Raw genomic sequence first — 19,828 nt, 5'->3', positions numbered from 1 at the left:
CCTCCTGGTCGTATCGGTCGAGCCTGTCGTGGTCATCGGGAAGTGAAGATTTCGGCTCGGCGGGCCGGGTCGGCCAGCACCTGCGCGATGTGCGCGCCCAGATCCATCTCGCGCGGTAGCGATCTATAGAACAGCTGGCAGATCACGGTGCTCCCGTCGACGACCGCGAACCGCGTGTGCGTGCGATCGACAGGGCCGCACTCGACGCCGACCGAGCCATCGAGGTCGATCTTACGATCGCCGACCCGCAGCGTGAGCCGGGCGCCGTCCCGGTAGAAAATCACCTGAACACCGTCCACTTCACCGTAGACACCGCCGAGCCCGTCGGCACCCGGTGCGGCTGCCTGCAATGCGCCGGTCGTGGGGCGGAACTCCGCGCGCACACCGTAGCCGACGAACGGGTGCACGATGATCTTCTCGTTCGACACCGGGGGCGCACTGTTCCCACCGCCGAACTCCTGACGTCGCGGGTCGTATCGACCCCGTCCACCCGGTGGCATCGGCGGCATCGGTGGCATCGGTGAGAACGGCATCGGCGTGCCCGAGTCCGACGGATACGTCGGTGACGCACCGGGATAGGACCCGGTTCCGGGCGGGACCACGGGTATTCCCATCGGTGGTGTCGGCAGGTCGGGGGTCGACACCGGTGGTGTCGGCAACCACGGCGGTGATGGCGGAATGGCCGGGGCCGATGGCGGGGGCGGGGTGGGTGTCGGCGGTGTGGGCCAAGGCTGCGTAGGTGTCGGCCACGGCGGAATCGGGTTCGGCGATGTCGGGGGTGCTGGCGGCGTCGGCCACGGCGGCGTCGGGCTCGGAGGAACCTGAGTCGGCGGCGTCGGCGGCGTCGGCGTGGGCGTGGGCGTCGGCGGCGTGGGCGGCGTCGGCGTGGGCGTGGGCGGCGTGGGCGGCGTCGGCGTGGGCGGCGGCGGCGTGGGCGGCGTCGGCGTGGGCGTGGGCGGCGTCGGGGTGGGCGGCGTTGGAGGCGTCGGCGTGGGCGTCGGCGGAGGCGTCGGCGTCGGCGGAGGCGTCGGCGGAGGCGTCGGCGGAGGCGTCGGCGAAGGCGTCGGCGAAGGCGTCGGCGAAGGCGTCGGCGAAGGCGTCGGCGTGGGCGTCGGCGGACACGGCGGAACGGGAGGCGTGGGGACGGTCGGGGGCTCGGGTGGCTCGGGGTGGTCGGGGTCGGTGGGGGTCAGGTCCAGGTCTGGCCAGCGGATCGGGTCGATGTGCATCGGATCCGGCAGATCTGGGTCGAATTCCTTCGGGGGGTGCGGGATGTGCGATCGGAAGGTCGGGGTCGACGACCGTGGGGTGTGGGGACCACCCTCGCTGGTGTCGCCGTTCGGCGGTACGCGGGTTCCGCCGTCGCCGGTCGACCTGGGTGTGGCCGGCTGAACAGGACCCGCTTCAGCAGGCGAAGCAGGCGCGGTCGGCTGAACAGGACCCGCTTCAGCAGGCGAAGCAGGCGTGGCCGGCTGAACAGGACCCGCTTCGCCGGGCGCGGGCTGCTTGTGGGTTGTGCCCGGGCGGGGATCGTCGGCGTTGTCGAAGGCGGCGAGCGCTTCTTCCCGCGCTTGTTCGAGGTCGTTCACTGCGCGCACGTAGTCCGCGTGCGCCTCGATGTCCCCGTCGATCTGCTCCAGCTCGTCGCCGGCCCGGTCGTGTTCGGCGACCGAGTCGTCGTCGGCGCGGGTGAACGCCTCGTCGAGCGCCGCCGTCTCGCGCTGGAGGGCTGCGTCGATCTGTGCCAAGGGGTTCGGTGCGGGTTCGCTGGGCTTGCGGCCGGATGGTGAGTTGTCGGGATCGGCATGCGGCGGATCAGCGGGCAGTTCGCCGGGATCGGCCCCGGGCAGGGGCTCGGCGCGCACGGCCAGGTCGAGCTCGGCGAGTAGACGGGCCAGCGTGTCGATCTGATCGGCGCGTACCCGGATCTCGCCGCGCAGCGCGGCCAGTTCGGCGACCAGCTCCGCCGGGCTCAGACCCTCGTGACGCTCGATCCGGCCGTCACGGTAGGCCTCGTACACCTTGCGGAAGGTGGCGTCGTCGGCGTCGGTGATGTCGACACCGACGATCCTTGCCCAATCGCGGTTCGCGGTCGGACGGTGCGCCGGATCGGTCGTCGGCAGTGGCCCACTGTCGGATCTGGCCGCGGCCTCGGCCACCGCGGTGGCGAAATCCGTCTCGCCGCGACCGCGCATCGCGTCGGCGACCACATCACGCACGCTGTAGACGGCCTCCGGATCGTGCATCGGCAGCCTGCCGTCCACGACGCGCGGGTCCGCGGACCCGTCGCCGCGCGGCACCTCGGTATACGCGTCGACTCCCTGCAACGCGCTCGCGTATTCGGTGAGCGCGTCGCGCAGGAGGTCGTGTTGCCCGTCGCGTTCGAGCATCCGGATCAGCTTGCGCAGCTTCTTGGCCGACAACCCCCTCTCGTTCACCGCGTAGACGCGCTTGCCGTTCGGGCCGTCGACGTAGCCCGGCGGCAGCAGCGCCATGATCCGGGGATCCATGTCCACCCGGGCGACGAACCGCTTCGGCACCAACCTGCGCGCGCGGTCCTCGGAGACGAGCCGCAGGGCCAGCCGGTCGCGTGCGGCATCTACGGCCGTCGGGTCGACCGCACGCAATTGCGCGGCGTAGGCGACCAGGTCGCTGACCTGTTGCAGACGAAGCGCTCTCGCGGTCGTGTCGTCGGCGAGGGCGTTCGCCAGCGTTTCCGGGGTGAGCTCTGCCTGGGTGAGACCGAGGCGCGTCGCGAGGTGACTGCGCGCGTCGCTGACCTCGTGGAAAGTCTGAATGTCGTTGGCGGAGCGGGTGAAATCGCTCAGCGCCTCGATCTGGGTGGCCCGCACGGCATTGTCGAGCCGCAAGTCCGGCACCAGCGCTTCGAGCTCGGACCGGTCGAGTGCGAGCGGGTTCAAGCCGAGATCGCGGACCACTTGCACCAGGTCGGCCAGCACAGCGGTGGGCGGGCGGGGCCCGGGCGCGTCGCGGTCGGTGGACGGGGCGAGCTCGTCGGCGTTGAGCACCGGACGCCACGGGCCGTCGCCGTCGCGCAGCAAGGTCACGGCCAGTTCCCGACCGTCGACAACCTCCTGCAGATACCTGACGTCGGGTGTGGCGACAGCTTCGAGTCGAACGTTGCCCGACCAATCTGTGTGCGCCACCCGGTAATCCACGACCAGTTCACCCCGGTTGAGTTGGGTGGCGAGATCGGGGTCGGCCGCGAGCAGGCCGGCGAGCACGTGGTCGCGATCGGCGAGACCGTCGACGATGACCAACCGGTCCGGCCCGTTCGCGAACGGCACCCGCACCGCCTGATCGCCGAGCCGGGCGCCGACGGGCGCCACACTCTCGTCGCCGTCGGGGAAGAGCGAGCGCTCGGCCGCGGCCGCGAACTCCGCGACCCTGGCCGACCTGGCGATACTCTCGGTCCGCAAGCGGTCGAGCAGGGCGTCGGCGGCGGCCCTGGTCGCCACTTCGTCGATACCGACATCGCGGCTGGCCGCCCAGGTGGCCAGCTCGTCACGGAGCTGATCGCGTCGCAGCGCGTGCTCGAAGAACTTGCGCAGACCCTCGTCCCGACCGAGCTCATCCGCGTCGCCCCACTCCGGCAGCGGCTCGGCGCCGTTGCCGATCGGGGTGGTGTTGAGCAGACCCGGATCGTGGCCGAATGCCCTGAGGAACTCGTCGCGGAGCCGTCCGAGCGGGTTCTGGTCGATGAAGCTGACCGAACCGCCGATCGGCACCGGCCGACCGGCCGGATCGGGATCGTCGTATCGGCTCGGACGCCGTGGCCGCGGTGACTCGTCGAACTCGTCGTCCTCGTCCGAATAGGGGTCGGTGTCGCGGGATTCGTCGATGGCCGCCGGTTCGCGCCGCCCGGGCAGTCCTGTCGAATCCGGTCGTTCGCCGTCGACGAGATCAGGTCCACCGAAGGGCAGGGTCTGCTCCTCGATGAACCGCTGCACCGCGGCGGCCAGCCCTTCGATCGAGCCGACCATCCGCATCGCGCGGTACTGCTGCTCGTCGATGACGCGACGCAGGGTCTGCTCGGATTCGTCGGACAGCTCCAGATCGAGTAGCCGTCGCGCGGCCTCGGTCAGCGTCTCACCCTCGCGCGCGGGGCCGACGGGTTCGGGCGCCTGCGGCGCCGCAGGCGGCTCGTCCGCGAGCAGGTCCGCGGCCTCGGGCGAGATCAGATCATGCTCGAGCAGTGCGTCGATGATCCGATTCCGTGCTCCGGCATCAGCATTGGTGAACGCGAGCAGCAGGCCTTCGCGTGCTTCGTCGGGCGTGGTGCGGTGGACCGTGAGGTCGGCGACGACCTGGGAGCGAACAGCGTCGGGGTCGACGTCGGTGTACCAGGGCTGGTACACCGAGCCGTCCGGCAGGTTCATCGGCAGGTGCTCGCCTGCCGAATCGCGCATTCGGGCCGAGAGTTGGCCGAGGAGCGGGATCTTCTCGCGATTGGCTATCCAGATCGGCAACTGCTGCGCGATTCGAAGGAAGGTCGGATCAGGCCCACCGGCATCGGGCGACGGCTGGATCACCGGAATATCCGGTGACGACGTGGGCGGCGGGTTCACCGGTGCGGGTGCGGCGCCGCCCGATTGGACGAGATCGGCGAGCCCGCCGATGCCATCGGCGATGGCGGCCTGACCCTTGCTGTCGCCGACGGGCGAGCCGGACGGGTACTTGATCTGCTCCACGTGCTGTGGCAGGGATTCTCGAATGAACTGCCATTCCCGGCGCAGCCGCGAGGCCGGGGTCGCGTCTGCCAGAGGCGCGTTCTCCCCGACGACCTGCCATCGATCATCGCCGTCGGGACGCACGTGCAACGGCACCTGTTCGCCGTCGACATCGAGGACCACCCGCGGCGGGTGACCGACGCCGGTCGGCTCGATGGGCGTGCCGGACCGGTCCTCACCCATGCGGTCGAACGGCACGTCCACGTCATCCGCGATCGGAAGGAGATCACCGGAATGCAGCTCGGGGTTCTCGGCGTATTTCGTCAGCCGATCATTTTCGGCATCGAAGGAATCGGTGTCGTCGTCCGGCGGACGCAACGGCTCGATGTGAGCGCCTGGCTCTGCCGCGAACTCGTTGGACCCCATTCGGTCGATGAACCGTCCGAATCGTCCGCGGGGTTTGCTGCGATCGGTCAGGTCGGCGGCGCCGTCTTCGAGCATCCGAGCGATGCGGTTGCCCAGTCGGACAGGATCAGCATCGGTCAGTCCATGGAACCGGCTCGCGAGTACGTCCGCGGCGGAGGCGTCCCCACGCGGTCGCGGCACGCGCCACGCTCCGTTCCCATCCGGCTCGAAATAGGCATCGACCCGGACCGGGCCGACCGTGAACTGCTGGTGCCGAAAATGCGGTGGGTACTCAGCTGCCCTCGGCAGCAGCGGAATTCGACGGGTGGCGAGTCGGTGCAGCACCTCCGACGGATGCGGTGCGGCCGGCGCCACGGCGCCAGGCGTCGTTGCCGCCCTGATCCCGTCGAAGTACAGATCGCCGTTGAAGGCGACGACGGAATCCCGGGACTTCTTCGGCTCCGCTTTGCGTTGGCTCTCCAGCTGTTCGGGACTGGCGAAGCGGTCCGGCCCGAGTTGCCGGAACCAGGCATCGAAGCCGAGATCGGTCAGGCCATCAGTGCGGTATTTCAGATAGTGGTCGAGCAGTTGCGCGAGGCTTTCGTCCCCGACCGGACGACGCATCGCGCCGAGCGCTTCGTCCTCGGAAACGAAGCGAAGGACCGGTTCCCCGCCCGGACCGCTCTCCGGGACCCAGAAGACGACGTCGTGGGTGAGGATATTCCACGCCACATCGGAGTATTCGGGGTTGCGCGCGGCGAGCTCGTGCAGAGCGGCGAAATGCCCACCCGGCTCGGCGACAACGTGCAGTCTGGGCCAGTTCAGGATGCCGGGCCGCCGGAAGGCGGCGATATTCGGCGTGAGGGACTCGCCGTTGGGATCGAATTCGAGGTCCTTGGCCAGTGCCCGCTGGGCGAAGTCACTGGTCACGGCGTCGTCGTTGCGTACGACGGCGGCGTCCGCCCGATCCTCGGCGACAGGACGGCCCCAGTGCGGATTCGCGCGGTCATCCCCCGCACGTGACACATCGAGCACGATCTCGGCGTGCTCGAGACCTACCCGATTCACGTACCGGCGCAGCGCTTCTCGCCCCGCCTCGGCGGCGACGCGGTCTGGCGGCGGTGCGTCGGCATTGCGCCGATACGCGCGCTCGGCTTCGGCCTCGGCCTTCGTGTACGTGTCGGTGTAGGCCCGTTCGGCCGGGCCGATCGGCACATAGTGGCCGAGATCGCGGGCAGTGCGCAGGGATTCGATCTCCAGCGCGAGATACGGCGCGTACGCGTCCCGCTTGGCCCGCGACTCCGGCGGCCGCGTGGGGCGGTCGGGCCGGGGCGCACCGTCGCGCGGTGCGGGCGGGTTGATGCCGCGGGACCGATCCCAGGCCGCACCGAAGTGGTCGTGGTAGTGGCGTCCGTCGATGCGCGGTCCGTCCGCTTCGAGGGCAGCGCGCACGGCCCTGACCCCTGCCCGATGCGCGGCAGCATGGAACAGGCCGTCATCGGTGACCGTTCCGAGCTTCTCGTAGGCCTTCCTCGCCGTCCGCAACGCGTCCGCGACAGCGACGTCGTAGGCGCGCCGCAGTGGGGTGTCATCGACGGTGTGGATGAGCCTGCTTCGATCGGCGTCGTACCCCAACGAGAGCGCCAGCGCATCGGCCACCCGATCTGTCATCCGGTCGGCGTATTCGTCCCGGTAGAGACTGAGCCGCTCGGGCAATCCGTCGGCCACATCGTCCAGCTGGTTCGCCATACGCGCGGCGAACATCATGTCCTTGGCCTGCTGCTCACGCGAGGCATCGCGATCGAGCACCAGGGTGTTGGTGACCGGGTCGTAGCCGGGGGCCGCACCGCGGTCGATTCCGTCGGCATCCGGTTGTGCCCGATATTCGGGCTCGATGCTGAAGCGAACCGCCACCCCGCGATCCGCGAGCTGCTGCAGTGCCCACTTGCCCATGCGGTCGAGCGAGGTACCCCGCCGCCAGCTGTCGAGCAGCATGGCCGACTCGCGGTGGATTCGGTTCACGTGGTCGACCAGAGCCGCATGGTCGGCATTCGCCTGGGTGAGCGACTCACGGGTGAGTCCGGGGTCGGACAACCACGCGGGCCGGGCATCGCCTGACGAAGCCGCATCGTCGGGCGGCATCCCCTGCCGCACGAGGTCGGCTCGGACGGTGTCGGTGATCTCGTCGATGACGCGCGCGTGCTCCACCGTGGCTCTGGTGTGTTGCGCGACAAGATCATTGAGCAGCAGTGCGTTGTCCATGCCGTGCCAGATGTCGATGTCCATCGCCCGCAGCACCAACAGGTCGGTGATCGCGCGGCGGGTTCCCGGCAGTTCGTCCACGGGCAGGTTGAAGCCACGCACCAGACGGTCGGCGACCAGGTCCCAGTCGGCTTCGATCCGCACGAGGGTGCGCGAGGCCGCCGACTGTGCGCGAATCAGACGTTCGAGTTCTCGCGCCGCGTCGCGACTGGACGGCGCGTACTCGTCGAGTCCGCCACTCGGGGAGGGGCTTTGATGCCGATCCCATTCGGCGCCGGCTTCGGCGCGTCGGCTGAACCCGTCCGGGTTGTCGAAGAGTGGGTGGTCGAGCAACCGGGCGACACCCGCTTCCCGGCCGATCTGCCGCGATCGCTCGGGGCCAAGGGTCGAATCCTGTTGTGTTGCAGCGGCTGAAGCTGCGTCGTAGGCCGCGAGGTAAGCCTCGTCCAGCGTTCTGCGTGCCGCGACGTCCACCAGATCACGGGCCGTGCCGCTGAACGGATCGTGGCCCGCGTCGTTTATTTCGCGATGGAATTCGGCCTGCCTGCCGAAGGCTTCGGCCTCGGCACGGACGCGAGCGGCGATGTGGTCGCCCCGATCGAGTGCCCTGATCTGTGCCGGCGTCACCTCGACCCGGCCACCGACCACCGCATCGGCGAGACCGGCGGCGCGCACCAGCGCGTCGGCCTGTCCGAGGCGATCGCGGCCTTCCGCACCGACGACCACATCCATCGTGCGACCGTTGAACGAGTCCGGCACACCATCGTCGAGCGTGCCGAGCCGCAGGCCCGCGTCGACGGCATCGAGGGTGGCCAACGCTTCGCCACCGATATCAGTGCGCGCCAACAGGTCTCGCACCTCGGCCAGTGCGGGGTCGGGTGGGCGAAGCAGCCAGCCGTACGGTTGCCCATCGCGCGGCAGCGGCACCTCGGGATCAGGGTCGCGCAAGTAACCGGGGCCGTCGGGCAGAGACTCCCCCATCGTGTCCAGCGCGGCGATCGGCAACGGGACATCGGCGAGAACATTCACGCCGTCGCGCACCAGCAGTAGCTCGGTCACCGTGACCTCGCCGCGCGCGGAGGTGTGCACCAGGTGGTACTCGACCCGCAGTGTGCCGCCCTCGGCGGCCGCGCGCAGTTCGCTCACCGCGTCGATCAGCGTCCGGCCCGCTTCGCTGTCCGGCTCGAGACCGCGCGCCGCCATCTGGGCCGGGGTCTCGTTGAGGATCCGGGCCAGGTTCCGGTCGATGGCAAGGGTGCGCCGTAGATATTCCGGCGAACCCTGCTGGGCCTGAGCGGTTTTCGAACCACCGAGCACTGCGCCGACGCCCTTGGCCTCCACGACGATCAGGGTCGTCGGCGCACCGTCGACGGCCCGCGTCATCGACGCGATATCGACGGTATTGGCGCCGTCGAAGGAACCGTCGAACGGGGACAACAGGATCGCGCCCGGCCTGAGCTGCGGGTCGAGGGCGAACGCGCGGCCTGCTACCTCGCCGAGTGCCTTGGAAACCTCGACCATCTCCGGGCCGAGGTCGTTGTACTTGGTTGCCGCGTCTTCCAGATCGGCGAGCTCGGTGAGCTTGTCCACCAGCTGAGCCTCGGTGAGCGACGGATCCGCGGAGAGCCGGGCCTGCTGCCGCTGCATCTCGGGGCCGAGTCGTTCGGTCGACAGGTCGGCGATTCGACCGATCCCGAACTCGGACCTGAGTCGATCGACGGTGCCACGGATCGCATCCCGCTCGACCTGCAGATCTATCCGCTCGGCGGACAGGTCACGCAACCGTTGGGCGAGGTCGGGATCGCTGACCACGTAGGTGCGCGAATCGCCCTTCTGCGCCAAGTACTCGTAATCCAGCGCGGTGAGGTGATCGCTGAGGAACTGGTGGTTCGCGTCTCGGTAGCTGAAGTTCGCGTCGCGGTAGGTATTCGGCGCGTCATCGTTGTGATGCCAGGTGCCGTCCGGATCACGGTAGGTGTCGGTGCGAGCGTTGGGGTTGTCCTCGCCCCGAAGACCGTCAGAGTTGTCCTCGCTCCGAAGACTGTCTTGGTTGTCATCGCCCATTCGGTCGAGCGGTGGGCGCGGCGGCGTGGTGTCCGGGTCCGTCGGGGGGATTTCGGGTCGTGTTCCCTCCTGCCTCGGGGTGGGGTCGCCCGGTGTGCTCCGCGCAGGCGGTTCGAACGGGATGTTCGCGCGGTCGTCGGTGAGGGGCGTGCGGTGGCCGTCCCAGTGCTGTCCGGGCAGGAGCGAGACCCGGTCCTGGATCTCTTCCCAGGTGATGTTGTAGTCGTCGTCGGCGTAGCTGCGACGCCGCTGCTCCGACCACTCCCATGCGTCCCGGATCAACAGCAGGTCGCCCGGCTCCGGCTCGCCCCTGCTCAGTCGACCCCATGCCTCGGCGACATGGGCGAGCCGGTCGAGCGGACGCCAGCGCACCTGACCGGAATCCGGGTCGGTCATCAGGATCTCGTCCTGCATGAGCAGCTGTTTGATCTGGCGCACGTCGTCCGGGGTGAGTTCCGGAATACGGCTCGGCAACTGGTGCGCGATCGTGTCGGCGATGACGTGGGGGTGTACGCCCTCCTCGAGCCAGTCGAACACCTGCCGCAATGCTTCGCGACGGGTCTCGGCCTCCGCATCCTTGCGACTGAACCGGAGGTCGGGGTCGGCGAGCCGGGCCCTGACCTGGTCGAGCAAGGCCTGCCTTCTGGTATCGGCATCGCCAGGCAAACGTGCGGAGGCGTCGTCGAGCGCGTTCTTGATCGCGTCGACCATCTGCCGAGCCTGTGTCCGCTGATCGGCCGCCCGCTGATTCCGCACGGCGTCCGCGATCGGACCCACATCGCTGTCCGAGCGCAGGAACTGGTCGTATTGCTGATCTGCCCAGCGCTGTACCTCGGCCCACGCGGCCCGCCGTTCGTCGCGCCGATCCCGCAGCTGCGGCGGTTCATCCGGATTGTCGACCACGTCGGCGCGGTCGGGTCGGTTGACGAACGGCTGCTGGTCCGAGGCGAGCTGACGGATGAGGCGCTTCGGCTTGAAACCCGGCTTGATTCGACCGGGATTGTCGGCGTCCTGGAACCACGACCAGCCCGACATCTTCACCAGCTCGACCGTGACTCGCATCAGACTGGACGCGGCTTCGGGCACCGGATCCGCATGGGTCTCGAGGCCTGGGTCCAAGGGCGGACCGCCCGGAAGTCTCGGCAGGAAACCCTCATTGACGCCGGGGCCGTTCGAACCGCTGATCGCGTCCACGATGGCCGCCTGGGTCGGACTGACACCGACACTGCTCACGCCTTCGGGCAGCGGCCTGCCTTCGAACTGGTCGGGCCGTTCGTCGGAGCCACGCCGGTTCTCCCACCGTGTGCCTTCCGGATTGACGTCGTGCCAGGTCCCGTCCGACGAACGCCACCGCGCGATATCCAGATGCGTGCGCCCACCCGCACTGTCGCGGATCGTGTAGTCGATCGTGGTCCGCCGCACCTGCGGGGCGGCGCCGGGCATGGGATCGACGCGGAAGTTGCCCTCGCGATCTGCGGTGATCCGGCGGAACTCCACCGTGGCGTGATCACGCGTGAAAGCCCTGACCACCGCATCGGAGGTGCTCAGCGCGTGCCGCAGGGCGATCTCGTGGTCGGTGAGCCCGCCGTCGCGTGGCAGGTATCCCAATGGCTCACGCGGTCCGTAGACGATGATCCGCGGCGGTTCGCCGTCGACGAGCCCGACGTCTCTGGTGTGCATCCGGCCGCCGTCGCCCTCGACGTCGGTGCGGGCGGCACCGGCCACCAGCGCCATCTCGTCCTGGAGGCGGCCGATCCGGTTGTGCGCCTCGTTCACGTCGCGGGCGGCGGTGGCGAGCGCGTCGAGTTCGGCGGTGCGGCTGGGGTGGTTGTCGCGCAACTGATCGATCGTCGCGGCGAGGTTCTCCGGTGTGAGTGCGGCCTCGTTGATCGCGCCATCGGCGTCCACCAGATCGAAGCGCTGCGCCAGATCGTCGCGCATGGCACGGTGCGGCTTGATCCGCAGCAATTCGCCTGCCCGCTGCCGTGCCAGCCGATCCAGTTCGGCGGCGGCTTCGGCACGCGGCGGTCGGCCGTCGATGGCGCCGCTGGCCTCGAGTTCGGCGATCTGGCGATCGACGGCAGCGAGATCTTCACGCAGCTCGATGACTCGACGTGCGGCATCGTCGAGCTTGGCGGCGGTCTCGAGCCGATGCGCCTGGTCAACCTGCGAGCGCCGCTCGTTGACCCGTCCACCAGCTTCCTCACCGATCGGCGCGACCCGGGTGGACTGCGATGCCGCCTCGTCGGTCAGACGCCGCATCGTCTGCGCGAGGTCGGCCCTGGTGCCGACCGCCTGATCAGCATCGACGATCCCCATCAACCGAGTCACCCGGTCATCACGCTTTGCCCGCCAGAACTCCATCTCCCGCGCCAACTGATTGCGCTCGGCCATCAACCGGTCGTACTCACCCTTGGCCCACGCATCGGCGGCAGCCAGATCCGGTTGCGACGCAGGTGGATCCATCATCCAACCGATGCGCGGATCCGGCGCTGGCGAATCCTGCTGTGACGCGGAAATATCCATCATCCACGCGCGACGCGGATCCACACCCGACGGATCCGCCTGCGACGCAGGGTTATCCATCATCCACGCGCGACGCGGATCCACACCCGATGGATCCGCCTGCGACGCAGGGTTATCCATCATCCACGCGCGACGGGGGTCCGCCATCGACGGATCTGCTTGCGACGCAGCATCATCCATCATCCAGCCCACGCGCGGGTCCGGGGCAGGGGCTTGGGGTCTGTCGCCGACAGCGGACCAGAGCAGGTCCGCGTCTGCCCTGAGCTGGCGGGCGTTCCAGTCGGCTTGTTGCGCGCGTCCGCGGGCCGAATCGGCCGACTCGCCCTCGCGGGCGATCGGGTCGGACTCGGCGATCGCATCGGCTATACCGTGCAGGAATTCCGCACGGTTGGCTGCGAGATCGGCACGCAGGTCGGCCAATTCGGCACGCACGCGGTCGGCCCTGCGCGCGGGTGTGTCCTCGCCTGGTTCGTCCTCACCCATCCTGTCGAAACCAGGTCGCCCCTGGTCCGTGTCGGGTTCCGGGCGCAGATGGGGGTTGTCCGGCGACACCCCGGCCGCGGGCAGCCTGCGCAAGACTTCGGCGTGGAATGCCGCGAAGTCACCGCCGTTGGCGAGCGTGGCCTCCAGCGCCGCCCGAATCGCGACCGCGCGCACGAATCCGAAACTGTTGCCCTTGGGGTGCGCGCCGATGCCGACACCCTCCATCATCTGCCGCGTCATCGGGGGCGCGTCCCGGAGGAAGACATCCCCGGCCTGATCGCGATAGTCACGCAACCACTCGGCCACTCTGTGCGCGTCATCGATATCGCGCACGTAGACCACGATCGCGTCGGGTCGCGCCGCAAGGGGGCCTGCCACCTTCGCGGTCTTGACCCCGGAAAAGTCATCGGGAGAAAGGAGCATGTCGCGCACCAGGTTGCGCATCAACTCGGGTGCGGCATCCATGCGGGGGTTCACGTACACCCGGTACCCGGGCTCGAAGTCGGCGCCGGGCCGGTTGAAGTGCAGGAAGTGGAAGTCCTGGCCGACGTCACCGACGGTTTCCGGCAGGATCATGCCGCGCCCACTCGGCCGCTGGATCATGGCGTACTGAAGATCGGGATTGTTCACCAGGATGTCGGTGACGGCACGCAGGTAGGCGGCGGGGTCGGTGACCACATTCGGTTCGTGCGCCAGCGCGTACAGGTTGTAGACATCCATGGCGCCGGGCATCGAGTCCCGATTCGCCCAGACAGCATCGAGGAAGTTGTCGAGGCTCTCGCGGGACAGGCTCGGCGGTTCGATTCCGGCCTGCAGGAACAGCGCGTCACGCAGGTCGAGCAGATCGTCGAACGACAGATCCGGCCGATCGCGCCCCAACTCCTCGAGCGTCCGCGGCGGCCCGCTGACTTCCGGGGTGTTGTGTGCCGGATTCCCGTCGACGGCCGGGCCGAACGGTGCATCCCGCGGTAGGTCAGGATTTCGGCCCGCCTCATAGGCCTCATCGGGATCGTAGAACCGCGGCTCAGCCGGTTGACGCGGATCAGGCTGCCGCCCAGGCGATTCCGCCGGGGAAGGCGGGACGGCCGCTACCCCGTCGGCACGTGGCGTCGGTCCCACGCCATCGCGGTTCGCCGACCATTGCAGGCGCGGGTCGACACCGCGCGGCTGCACGACGTTGCCCTGCGAATCCATCAGGACCGCCGACACCGAACGTAGATCCGGCGGGGTCGGCCGCGGATAGGGATGCCGCGCACCGGTATCGGGATCGAGCACCTCCACACGGTGTTGCCCGGTCGCCGGATCGAGACCGACAACCATGGCGTACGGGGCGCCGCCGACATTGAGCCCTTGGCCGGGGCTGGCGAACTGGTCGACGACGAAAGCGCGCGGTCCGGCACCGCGGGCGATATCGGCTGGATCGGCGTCACGGGCCATCCGCATCAGCTCGTCGACGATCCCCTGATGCCGTGGCTGACCGGCGCCGGGATCGGCGAAGTCGCGCAGCGGGCCGCCGAGTGCGGCCTCCAGCTCAGCACGTGACCGCCCGTCCTCGCCCATCTGGTTCAGATCCAGACCGTCGAGAATTCCGGGTGCCCGCGATGAGTCCGCGAGCGGATGCGCGCCGTCGACAACAGGTTCGGCGCTCCTCGGCGCCTCGAATACTTTCCATTTGCCGCCGATCAATTCGGCGGGATTGTCGCTTTCCTGCCGGACCCCGACTTCTTCGGTCGGTGCGTACACCGTCGCGCCGAGTAGGGCGGCAAGCTCCCGGGCGAAGCTGCCGTCAGCGCCGCCGTAGCAGGAGAGCAGCCGCACCGGAGTGTGGGGAACATAGTGCGGGTTGTCGCGGATCGCCTGGGCGATCAGCGCCGGATCGACCGGTCCCGCCTTGCCCGGAATGGGGTGGCCGTCCGCACTGCCGTGCACGACGACGTCGTGCATACCCTCGTTGAGCAGGTTGTCGCGGACATTGTGCGTCGCGGCGTCGTTGCCGATGGAAGTGGCGGTCGGCGTGTGGACCACGCCCTGCCCATTGGGCAGGAATTGAGCGTAATTGGTTGTGCTGCCGACATTTTCGCTGTCGTCGCCGTTGTTCGGGTCGGGGCTGGTAGGGGTACGGTCCCCGTGGGGAGCGCCATCGGTCGGCGCTACACCCGGATCACCGATCGGAACGCGTGCGCGCCGACGAACGGGATTCGACGGCGCGTTCTCGCCGGGGACCAGCGGCACGACCGGAGCCACCGCGTCATCGACAGTCGCGGCCTGCCGCGCTTGTCCTGTGTCGACACCGTCGCGCGAGTTCGTCGCCGCGTTGTCGGCATGATCGGCGCGCACCGTGGGCTGGTTGTCGGCACCGATCCGCCCCGTATCGGCGAGTCCGGCGCGACTGCCGGAGTCGGCGGCGGGGCCACGCGCTGGAGCCGAAGATGTTGGTGTGCTGCGTGTTTCGCCACCAGCTGCGGCCTGCGTAGCGGTCGCCGGATTGCCCGCGGCGGCGGGTGCCGGACTACCGGCGACGGCGGACGCAGGGCTACCCACCGCGGGCGTCGAGTTGCCGACCGCCGCGGCCGCCGGGCTACCCACCGCGGGCGCCGAGTTGCCGACTGCGGTGGGCACCGGGCTACCCACAGCCGCGAGCGGCGCGGCGGCTACTACCGGAACGTGCCCCGCCTCGCCGTTGGTCGCAGCGGTGACCGGCGCGCTGGGGTCGGAGATGCCGCGCGTACCGAGGTCCGCACCCGACAGACCCTCATCACCGAGCGGAGTACCAGCCTGCTGCGAGCCATCCAGGTCCGCAGCCTGCGTGACCGGCGAATCCGGTTCATTCCCCGCACGATTGGTCGCCGACGGCTCGGCGGCTGGTCGGTCACCGTTTTCCGCACGATCGCCTTCGGCACGAACACCGTTGCCGCGATCGCCGCCATCAGCGCGATCGCCATCAGCACGGGAATCCTCGCCGGTGCGCTGGGTGGCGGCGAAGTCCTCGCCTCGACTCGCCCCGGTCCCGGCAGCATCGTCATCGCCCGCCGCGGCGGCGGGCCGAGCCCCTGTTCCAGCGTCGAGGTCGCCCGCGGGCATGCTCGCGGCGGGACGCGTCGAAGACCCGTCGTTGCCGCTCGAACCCAATCCCGCCGCGCCACTCGGCCGCGGCCCGTCGCCGTGCGTCCCGGCGCCGGTGTTCTCGCCCTCGCCCTCCGCGAGGCCGGCGCGGCTACCTTCACCCACCCCCACCTGGTCATCGCCGGCACGCGTCGGGTCACCTTGCCGAGCGCCGTCGCCGCGCGAGCCCTCGCCTGCGCCGAGGCCGCTGTCGTCACCCTCCCCCGCACCGCGGCCTTCGGGCGGGCTGATGCCGACGATGGCGTCGATCTGATCACTCAGGCTCGGCCCGTTCATCGTGTCGATGCCCAGTGTGGGGGCGCCGTCGCCACGGGTGCGGAACGCGTGCGCGCCGGTCCCGCTCAGGCTGGACAACAGCCCGTTGGACATGCCCGCCGTCAACATCAGCGGATCGTGGTTCTTGGGGTTGGCGGCATGCTTGGCCCGGTCCCAGGCCGCGTCGCGTTCTTCCTGGTTCTTCGCGTCGTGCAGGTCGATGGCGAGTTGAGTGCCGATGGCCGCGTAGTTGCCCGCCTCGGCCCCGACGAAGCCGGCGGTGGGGCCCGTGATCGCGGCCTTGAGCCACCGGTTCATCTGTGGGCCGAGCACGCGGTTGCTGAGAAGCTCACCTGCGGGCCCGGCGAAAGCGCCACCCGCGGCCGAGCTCACCATCGTGACCAGCAACTGGCGATGGTTGATCTCGTCTCGGTGGTTCTGGCTCACCTGCCAGGCCTGGGTTCCGAGCTCCTGCATCGTGCCGAGGGTCAGGTCGATGGCCACGTGCCTGGCGAGGAACTTCAGCATGGTCTTGACGAACGCCTGCCTGCCGAAGCGGACAAGGGCTCGCGTCGCTGCCTGCCCGATGATCCGGACGGCCACCCGGGTCAAGACGATGGCAGCGGTCTGCAGGGCAGGCGAGGCGGGAGTCGGCGGAACCCAACACAGGGCGATCTCGAGCGCCAACAACGCCAGCGACGAGTAGAACATGATCTTCGTGTACTCGACCTCGGTGCCGGTGTCGAAGACCGACTTGCCGACCCCTTCGAAGTATTCGGCCAGCTTTTCCAGCGACTGATCGCCGGTCCGCATCGAGTCGAAGTCCTTGATCATCTCCTCGACGCCCTTGCCGAACGGGTAGGCCGTCAGCGACGCGGCTTTCGCGGCGTCGATGTCGTCGAGGATGGCGCTCAGTTCATTCGCCGCCGTCTGCCAGTCCTCGGCGAGACCGAACAGCTCGTCTTCGTTCCCGTCGGGCCATTCCATGCCGGCCGGATATTTGAGCCAGGCCAGCTCACCAGGAAGTTCGATCATCCGCGGTTACGCGAGGTCACCAGCTCGAGTCGGTAGCCGAACCCGACCGATCCGGTGCTCCGAGTAGCTGGTCGCCTTCCGAACTCTCTTGCCGCTCAGGTGCATTCGGAGCAGCGAGCGAGGCCTCCACCGCTTCGGGGACAACGAGGTCCGGCATGTCGCTGACCAAGTCGGTCAGTTTCGGCAGCCGCGAACGGTTTTCCTGTATCGGCGCGATCATTTCCTGGGTCAGCCGGGCGACCTCCGCCGACGCCTGCTGTGCGGCCTCGGTCATCGCCCTGGCGATCTCGGGATAGGTGAGATCGTCGATGTCGGAGCTGAACTTGGTCTCGATGACCTTGTAATCAGCATTGACCGACACCGTCACCCGCTTGCGGACCGTAGCGCTGGCAATGATCTTGGCACGGTCGCGCTGCACTTGCGCGATCGCGCGCATCTGCTCCTGCACGCCTTCGATGATGTCCGCGAGCTGAGCTTTGGCCTGTTCGTTCGTCATGGTTGTGCGACCCCCGGATCAGCGCAAGCCTTCGTAGTTGCCCTGTTCCATCTGTTCGAGCAACCGGGCGCTCTCCAGCTGTCCCTTGCTCATCGTGCCCATGTTTTTCGCGAAGGATGTGGCGCTGTCGATAGTGTTCTTCTTCGAGGCTCCGTAGCCGTTGTCCGCATCGCCGTTGAAGAAGTTCTGGCCGAGGGTGTCGTCGCCCCAGCACCTGCCACGCGCTCCGGCCGCCGCATCGAGCCGGTTGATGACGCCGTTGACCTGGTCACGAACCGAACCGGTCTTGTCGGCCGCCCTGCGGAAGAGCAGCGGCTCGTACTCGAACTTCTCCACCATCGCGTTCGTGTCCCTCCAGCGTCAGCGCACCGATCTCACAACTCGTTTGCTGCGCAAAAGAATGGCAGGGGTGAGCGAATCTTTCGTAACGCCAACATGAATGGAGGGTTCCCACCGCGTGATCGCTACGCAATGGGCGGTGGTGACGCCGACCCGATCAGCCGAAGTAGCGCAGGAGCGCGTCGTAGAACGTGTCGTCGTCCTCGACCGCCGGTGGGGTGTAGTCGATGGACCGCACGTATTCGACGAAGTCAGCGGGGATCTCCAGCGGCTGGGCGGCCAGGTACTCGACAGAGTCCTCACGCCAGACCCACACACCGTCGGAGTTCAACGACGAGCCGCCGGGAATCCAGCGGTCGTTCTCGAACAGGTGCGCCACCGCCTCCATCACATCGAATCCGGCAGGCGGATTGCGCAGGTAGTCGATGATCTCGGCGCGGTCGGGCAGGACCTGATCGGTCCTGGATTCGGCGATCGACGGCAGTTCGTCGTGCGAGCCGCGGAACATCTCCCGGTACATGCCAACGGGTTTGAGGATCACTGGGTCACATCCTGGATCAGGGTGCCCGTGCCATCCCACTTTCGACGAGCGCGCAGTCTGCCGGTGTCGTCGTAGACATCGATCTGCTTGACGGTGCCGTCCGGGTACCACTCGCGCCACTCGCCGATCGCCCGGTTTCGCGCCGCTGTCCCGTCGGATTGGGGTGAACCGTCGGGGTAGAAGCCTCGAGACGGGCCGTCTTCCATGCCGTCGACATAGGTCGTCAGGGTGAAGAGCGAGCCGTCGTCGTAGAGCTCGACCATTTCACCGGTGAACAGTTCGCCGCGGTAGTACATCAGACCGTCGGGGCCGGTCGCGTCGGCCTCCGGGTCATCCATGTCGATCCGCCGGGTCATCGATACCTGCCTTTCCGTTCGCTGCGTCCCTACGGTGTCACAACCGCGGCGACCATCGCATCCGGTGTGGTGGCGCCTGCGACGGTCAGCTGGAAATATGCGCCGTCCACGTCGAAATCACCGTCGAACACCTCGGCCAACGTGGCGCGGGTGACCACGCCTGCCTCGGCGTCGGCGACCAGTCGCCGCGCGGCCGCGTGCTGGAATTCGCTCGGCTCGTCGGCCAGCAGACCGGCGATGATGCCCGCGACGATGTCGGCCGTCCACATACCGGGCACTGCCTCGGCGAGATCATCGGCGCCCGGCGAATCCGCGCGATACCAGTGCCCGTCAGCCCACCAGTAGCAGAACGAGAGCAGGCCAGAACCCGTGCGCGCGTTCAGCACCGGGTCCGCCACCCACGCCGGTGCGCCGCGGTACAGATCGGGCGACTCGGCGCCGTCGCGATAGACCGCCGCCAAGGTCGGGGCGTTCCACACGCCACCCGAGAGCACCGCCCGATCGCCCGGCAACGCCTGCAGGGTGGACCCGCTGCGGCGCACGCCCTCGAAAACGCAGGTCGACGGCGCCACCCGCGGACCCCACATCGACCCGACGGCAACGAATCCCGCCGCGATCACCGCCCATCGCCGGACCAGCACCGGGAAGTCCGGGAATTCGGTGTCGGTGCCACATCGCACCGGCACCCGTCCGGTCGCCTCGTCATTTCGGGCCTGCTCCGCCGCCAGTCGCGGCGGACGCGACTGCCTTCCACCGTGCCCCACGTAGGCGGCCAACCACAGCGGCACCTGCGAACGCGGATATGTCGTGAGGTCGGCGCGATACACCTCGGGTGCGAACAGTTGATCGTCGGGGAAGGGTTCGTCACCGTAGTCGTAGTCGACCTCCAGTTGTCCCTCGTCGGTCAGCGTCATCAGGAAACGCCACCACGGGCCGTCGCCGAGCGAAGCCGACAGATGCCGGTGCTCACGCACCAACGCCAGTACCGACTCGGTCGGGAAGACCCGCGCCACCCGATCGTGCTCATCGGTGAAGACCATCGCCGTCGATTCACCTGCCACGGTCATCGAGAACGTCGCCTGCACCCGGCGCCAGCCCGGGGGCCCGAGTTCGGCTGTCTCGCGAGCGATCCGGCGACTGAGCTCTGCGGCGTTGTCGAGCGGGGACAGGGTGAAACCGACGTCGGGCGCCGTCTCCGTCTCGGCGTCGGTTGCCACCGCGTCGGTGCTCGGCGTGGTCATCGGTGCTCCTC

The 19,828-nt window shown here is 68.7% G+C and carries 6 protein-coding genes; all 6 read right to left on the bottom strand.

Annotated elements, in window-relative coordinates; translation table 11 throughout:
• Positions 1-32 precede the first annotated feature (32 nt).
• The 6 genes from IBJ82_RS11720 to IBJ82_RS11695 all read right to left on the bottom strand — a co-directional run bounded on the left by IBJ82_RS11720 (position 33) and on the right by IBJ82_RS11695 (position 19,817).
• Complete coding sequence (locus IBJ82_RS11720; RefSeq protein ID WP_194825901.1) at positions 33-16,844, bottom strand: T3SS effector HopA1 family protein; 16,812 nt, start codon at positions 16,842-16,844, stop codon at positions 33-35.
• Between the two features lie 16 nt (positions 16,845-16,860).
• On the bottom strand, positions 16,861-17,280 hold the full coding sequence (locus tag IBJ82_RS11715; RefSeq protein ID WP_228536849.1) for a YbaB/EbfC family nucleoid-associated protein: 420 nt from the start codon (positions 17,278-17,280) through the stop codon (positions 16,861-16,863).
• A 78-nt stretch (positions 17,281-17,358) separates the two neighbouring features.
• Positions 17,359-17,679, bottom strand: coding sequence for a hypothetical protein (locus IBJ82_RS11710; protein WP_194825899.1), 321 nt, complete (start codon positions 17,677-17,679; stop codon positions 17,359-17,361).
• A gap of 157 nt (positions 17,680-17,836) precedes the next feature.
• Positions 17,837-18,220, bottom strand: coding sequence for a hypothetical protein (locus tag IBJ82_RS11705; RefSeq protein ID WP_194825898.1), 384 nt, complete (start codon positions 18,218-18,220; stop codon positions 17,837-17,839).
• Positions 18,217-18,576: a toxin-antitoxin system YwqK family antitoxin gene (locus tag IBJ82_RS11700; RefSeq protein WP_194825897.1), complete on the bottom strand. Its 360-nt coding sequence runs from the start codon at positions 18,574-18,576 to the stop codon at positions 18,217-18,219. Before IBJ82_RS11700 ends, IBJ82_RS11705 begins: the two co-directional genes overlap by 4 nt.
• A gap of 29 nt (positions 18,577-18,605) precedes the next feature.
• Positions 18,606-19,817 carry a hypothetical protein gene (locus IBJ82_RS11695; protein ID WP_194825896.1) on the bottom strand — a complete coding sequence of 404 codons (1,212 nt, stop codon included), beginning with the start codon at positions 19,815-19,817 and terminating at the stop codon, positions 18,606-18,608.
• Positions 19,818-19,828: the final 11 nt, after the last annotated feature.

This window comes from Nocardia sp. XZ_19_231 (assembly GCF_015355705.1).
GTDB lineage: Bacteria > Actinomycetota > Actinomycetes > Mycobacteriales > Mycobacteriaceae > Nocardia > Nocardia salmonicida.
The sequence above is the reverse complement of the archived record's forward strand: the minus strand, read 5'-3'. Positions and strand labels throughout refer to the sequence as shown.

Excerpts from the sequence above, each read along its gene's own strand:
- IBJ82_RS11720 (WP_194825901.1), bottom strand. The coding sequence starts at position 16,844 with ATGATCGAACTTCCTGGTGAGCTGGCCTGGCTCAAATATCCGGCCGGC.
- IBJ82_RS11715 (WP_228536849.1), bottom strand. The coding sequence starts at position 17,280 with ATGCGCGCGATCGCGCAAGTGCAGCGCGACCGTGCCAAGATCATTGCC.
- IBJ82_RS11710 (WP_194825899.1), bottom strand. The coding sequence starts at position 17,679 with ATGGTGGAGAAGTTCGAGTACGAGCCGCTGCTCTTCCGCAGGGCGGCC.
- IBJ82_RS11700 (WP_194825897.1), bottom strand. The coding sequence starts at position 18,576 with ATGACCCGGCGGATCGACATGGATGACCCGGAGGCCGACGCGACCGGC.
- IBJ82_RS11695 (WP_194825896.1), bottom strand. The coding sequence starts at position 19,817 with ATGACCACGCCGAGCACCGACGCGGTGGCAACCGACGCCGAGACGGAG.